The organism is Chrysiogenia bacterium (assembly GCA_020434085.1).
Taxonomy (GTDB): Bacteria; JAGRBM01; JAGRBM01; order JAGRBM01; family JAGRBM01; genus JAGRBM01.
The window spans coordinates 1-4,537 of sequence record JAGRBM010000262.1; the positions used below are offsets into that span (position 1 = coordinate 1).

Consider the following 4,537-nt stretch of genomic DNA (forward strand, 5'->3'; position numbering starts at 1 on the left):
GTCGACATCGACCGATTCGAGCAAATCAATGAGACCTACGGCGAGTCCTGCGGCGATGAGGTGCTCAATCAGGCAGCGCTTCGCCTGCTATGCCTGTGCAGCGATGGAGATCTGGTGGCACGGATTGGCGGCGATGAATTCGCCATCGTCCAGGACCATGTAGCCTCCAGCGAGGCTGCCGGGGCTTTCGCCGAGCGCGTCTGCGATGCGCTCTCCCTGCCATTCGACGTCGCACAGAACGAGGTGCGCATCACCGTCAGCATCGGCATCTGCACGGTGGAATCGGCCGACTTCGATGCGGAAGAGGTCATGGGCCGCGCCCACTTTGCCATGCACCACGCCAAGCGGGACGGGCGCAACCGTTACCGCTTCCACGATGATGAAATTCACGAGCAGGTCCGGCGCCAGATGCTGCGGGCCCGCGCCCTGCCCGCTGCGATGCAGCGCAACGAGCTGCTGGTTCACTACCAGCCGCAGATTCACCTGCAGACGGGAAAAACCTCAGGGTTTGAGGCGCTGGTGCGCTGGCAGCACCCGGAAGAAGGATTGCTGGGACCCGATGGATTCATCGGGGTTGCGGAGAAGAGCGGCCTGATCGGCGAGCTCGGCGAGTGGGTGCTCCGCACCGCCTGCAAGGAAACCCGTGACCTGATCCTGCGCCACCCGCCGCACGTGCGCCTGGCGGTCAATGTCTCCGCCTACCAGCTCAGCGATCATTTCTTCGCCGGCCGCCTACTGGGGATTCTCGAGGAACTGGATTTCCCTCTCGACAGGATGGAGATCGAGCTCACCGAGAGCGTCCTCATCAGCGCGACGACAACTTCGCGCGACACGATCCACCATCTGGCCGACAAGGGCGTGCGCTTTTCGGCCGACGATTTCGGAACGGGGTATTCGTCGCTTCAGTATCTCAAGCACCTGCCCGTTTCCTGCCTGAAGATCGACCAGGAGTTCATTCGCGACCTGCCCAACCGGGTCGATACCGCCATCGTAAAATCCAGCGTGGACTTGGCCCATTCGCTCGACATGGACGTCGTCGCCGAGGGCGTGGAGGAAGAACACCAGTCCGACACCCTGCGCGAGATCGGCTGCGACAATGGCCAGGGCTACCTGTTCTCGCGCCCCGTGCCGATCGAGACGATTGCGACCAACTACGGCGCGCCGGTCTGAAACGGCAAGCGCTATTCGGCAGCCACGGGCTCGGCCGGAGCATCGACGCCGGAAGCAGCCGCCATTGCCTCCGCGCGTTTCTTGAGCGCCTCGTTCATCAGGTTGTAACCCTCTTCAATGGTGTCGAGCTCGGCAAAGGGGATCGCAATTCCCCAGAAATCTTCTTTCTGCACGAGTTTGGTCCCGCCTGTGCTGGTCGCGTTGAGCAGGAAGACATGCTCGCCGTTGAAGACGCCCCACAAACCGCCACCCCAGGTGAGTTCTTCGAGCGGCACGACGCGCATGACGTGGGGCTCGATCGTGAGCTGGTTGCCGTTGGGCTTGTGCAGTTCCACCACCAGCTCTTCGCCCACCTCCATCTTGCCCTCCACGCGCACGTGGTAGGGGTTCCACTCGGGATAGGTGGCATTGTCGACCAGAATCGCCCACACCTGCTCGCGCGGGGCTTCGATATCGATCTCGGTATAGATGTGCTTTTTCATGCAGCCCGATGCGACGAGCAACACACAAACGACGGCAATGAGTTCCAGAACAATCTTCATCGGCATGGCGACAGGCTCCTGCGATTTCTCGGTAGGAAGATATTTCCAAAATCGGGGCACGAATTCAACCCTCTCCCATGTCACTGCTCAAACAAAAAGGCCGCGCCCATCGGGCGCGGCCTTTGGTAAATCACGACTCTCTGCTTACTTGAGCAGGCCCAGTTCGTTGCGGGCCGCGGTGAGCAGGTTGATGTCCGTGGTACCGGCACCAAGTTCCAGCAGGCGCGCATCACGGGCGAGCTTCTCGACGTGGTACTCTTCCATGTAGCCATAACCGCCGTGGATCTGAATGGCCTTGAGGGCCACTTCGCCTGCCATCTGCGAGGCGTAGGCCTTGCTGGCGTTGACGAAGCTGGGGTCGTTGATCCCCTTCTTCTGCATCCACGCGGTGCGGTAGACGATGTTCTCGACGTTCTTGAGCTTGATGTACATGTCGGCGATGTGAAGCTGAACGGCCTGGAAATCGCCGATGGGGCGGCCGAACTGCTGGCGCTCCTGCACATACTTCACGCAGCGCTCGTAGCACTCTTCAATGATCCCGAGCGCCATCGCCGGGATGCCCGAGCGCTCGTTACCGAGCGATTCCTTGGTGTCCTTGCGACCCTCGGCGCTCTTTTCCTTGCCGCCCAGAAGATTTTCCTTGGGCACGCGCACGTTGTCGAAGAACAGCTCGCTGGTGGGCGAGTCCTTCATGCCCATCTTCTTGAAGGGCTTGCCCTGGGTGAAGCCTTCCATCCCCTTTTCAAGGATGAAGGTGTTGACCGGCTGCTCGGCGCGCGGCTCGCCGCGGTCAATCTTGGCGTAGACGACGAAGATGTCGGCCGCCGAACCGTTGGTGATAAAAGTCTTGGAGCCGTTGAGGACGTAGTAGTCGCCGTCGGGCTTGGCGGCGCTCTTCATGGAACCGAATGCGTCGGAGCCCGCGCCCGGCTCGGTCAGGCACCAGCTCCCCACCTTCTCCATCGTGGCGAGCGGCAGGCCGTATTTCTCAACCTGGTCGGCGGTTCCCTTGGAGATGATCGCGCCACCGGCAAGGCCCATGGAGACGCCCCAGCTCATGGCGAAGCCCGGCGAGACGCGCGAGAGTTCCTTGATGACGACGGCCATCATCATGGGGTCGCCGCCCTCGCCGCCGGCCATTTCGGCCAGGCCGCCGCCACCTTCGTCGACGTCTTCGCCGGCCTCTTTCTTGCGCAGCTTCTCCACGCGCTTCTTGATCGTACCCTTGGCCATCATGTCGAGGCCGAACTTCTTCATCATGTCGCGCATGAGGTCGTAGGGGAGTTCCTCGCCGGCCTCGAGCGCGGGGATCTTGGGCATCAGGTTCTTCTGACACCAGTCGCGGACCATGTCCTGTACCATTTTGGTGGGGGGAGTGAGTTCGAACATCGCAGAGTCCTCTTTTCTCATGGGCCCATTTGAATCAGGGCAGAGATCGGCGGGCGCATTCCCGGCCGGGCCCTGCCGGGCCCGTGCCGCGCCCACTCAATCGGGCCGCGGCCTCGCCGTCCAGCACTGGGATTTGCCATGAATTGACTGACGAGTCAATCGTACTGACGGGAATCCCGGGGGACGCAAATGCCGGGAAACGGGCTCAATTCTGGAAATAGGCGCATCTGGCGTTGCTGCCGCAGAGAATCGCGCCGCCATCGCACTGGCGGCCTGTCCCAGGTGCGCATGCTTCATCGAGTATGAGCTTTCCGTTTCGTGGCCCAAATGCGGGTTTCTCGCCCGGTGCAAGCACGATTCCCTCGTATGCTGCCTGCATCTGTTCGTAGTAATCAAAGAGCAGCGGCGGAAAACCGCCAGGGCTCTGCCCACTCAACGAGCCAAGCAGCGCCACCACTCCAAAGAGATCGAGATCGTAGGAGAATTCATCCCTTACTCGTCGATCGTCGCACCGTAGGGATCGTTGATGTCGAGGAAATCGGCAAAGTCGTACCAGGAACCCAGACACATTTCCTCGGTTGTCTCATCGTCGCCAAGACACAGGCCCCCGGAAATCAGGTCTGCCTCCTCAGCCAAGGGGCTCCACAACGCCTGCACCACCAGCGGCGTATCATCGCCCCAGATGGTGTTTACTCCACCGCCCAGCGTGCCCACGCCCAGGGGGGCGGGATTTAGCGTCAAAGAAGCGAGCATATATACCGAATCGTAATAGGGGTTGAAGTCGTCATCGATGGAGAAGACCAGCGTGCCGTCGAGAGTTACTGTTTCAGGACTTCCCCCATCCCCGAGAATCTCGCCCGTCACGCTACAGCGATCGAACTCGAGGGTGATTCCCAGCTGGGTCCCCACGACTTCGATGTTCGAGTTCGCGATGGCGGCCGGGCCCGCGGGCCAGACAACGAGCTGGTAATAAAGGGTCACCTGCACGTCGGCGGACCCGCTACTACAGAACCCGTCGGGCAGCAGCACGTTGGCGCCGAGGGGCCCCACATCATCGTACATGCCCGGTGAGAACGGGGTGTCGGCATCCACCTGGTTAACATAGGCGTCCACATCGGCGTAAGCCTGGCTGTTGAGGATCGGGCTGTTGACGGTGAGAATTCCGAAGGCCTCGATCAACGCGGCCAGGTCGTCATCGAGCATCACCGCCGTGACGCCGGCTCCGGATTCGAGATCACCATCACAGTTGCGCCTGGAGCACGAGTCCCGAAATGCCCCCAGCACCGAGGCCGAGGGGTTAAGCGCAGCGGCAGAGGAACCACCGCCCCCGCACCCTGCAATGAACAGCAACCCCACGCACACAGCTACCCACCCGTTTCGCATTGGAAATCCTCCCACGTCCCCTGATTTGGATATGGGAAACAATAACCAACAAC

4 protein-coding genes are annotated in these 4,537 nt (G+C 61.2%); 1 reads left to right on the forward strand and 3 read right to left on the reverse strand.

The window, feature by feature from the left end; translation table 11 throughout:
* A partial coding sequence (locus KDH09_08810) for a bifunctional diguanylate cyclase/phosphodiesterase (protein MCB0219779.1) occupies positions 1-1,170 on the forward strand: 1,170 nt, incomplete at its 5' end.
* Positions 1,171-1,181: 11 nt separating this feature from the next.
* Here the strand turns inward: KDH09_08810 and KDH09_08815 are convergent.
* The 3 genes from KDH09_08815 to KDH09_08825 all read right to left on the reverse strand — a co-directional run bounded on the left by KDH09_08815 (position 1,182) and on the right by KDH09_08825 (position 4,484).
* The gene (locus KDH09_08815; GenBank protein MCB0219780.1) at positions 1,182-1,718 is read right to left on the reverse strand and encodes an SRPBCC domain-containing protein; all 537 of its coding nucleotides are present in this window, start codon (positions 1,716-1,718) and stop codon (positions 1,182-1,184) included.
* Between the two features lie 138 nt (positions 1,719-1,856).
* Positions 1,857-3,101, reverse strand: a complete 1,245-nt coding sequence (locus tag KDH09_08820) for an acyl-CoA dehydrogenase family protein (GenBank protein ID MCB0219781.1) — start codon at positions 3,099-3,101, stop codon at positions 1,857-1,859.
* Positions 3,102-3,593: 492 nt separating this feature from the next.
* Entirely contained in the window at positions 3,594-4,484 is an 891-nt protein-coding gene (locus KDH09_08825; protein ID MCB0219782.1) for a hypothetical protein, read from the reverse strand.
* Positions 4,485-4,537 lie beyond the last annotated feature (53 nt).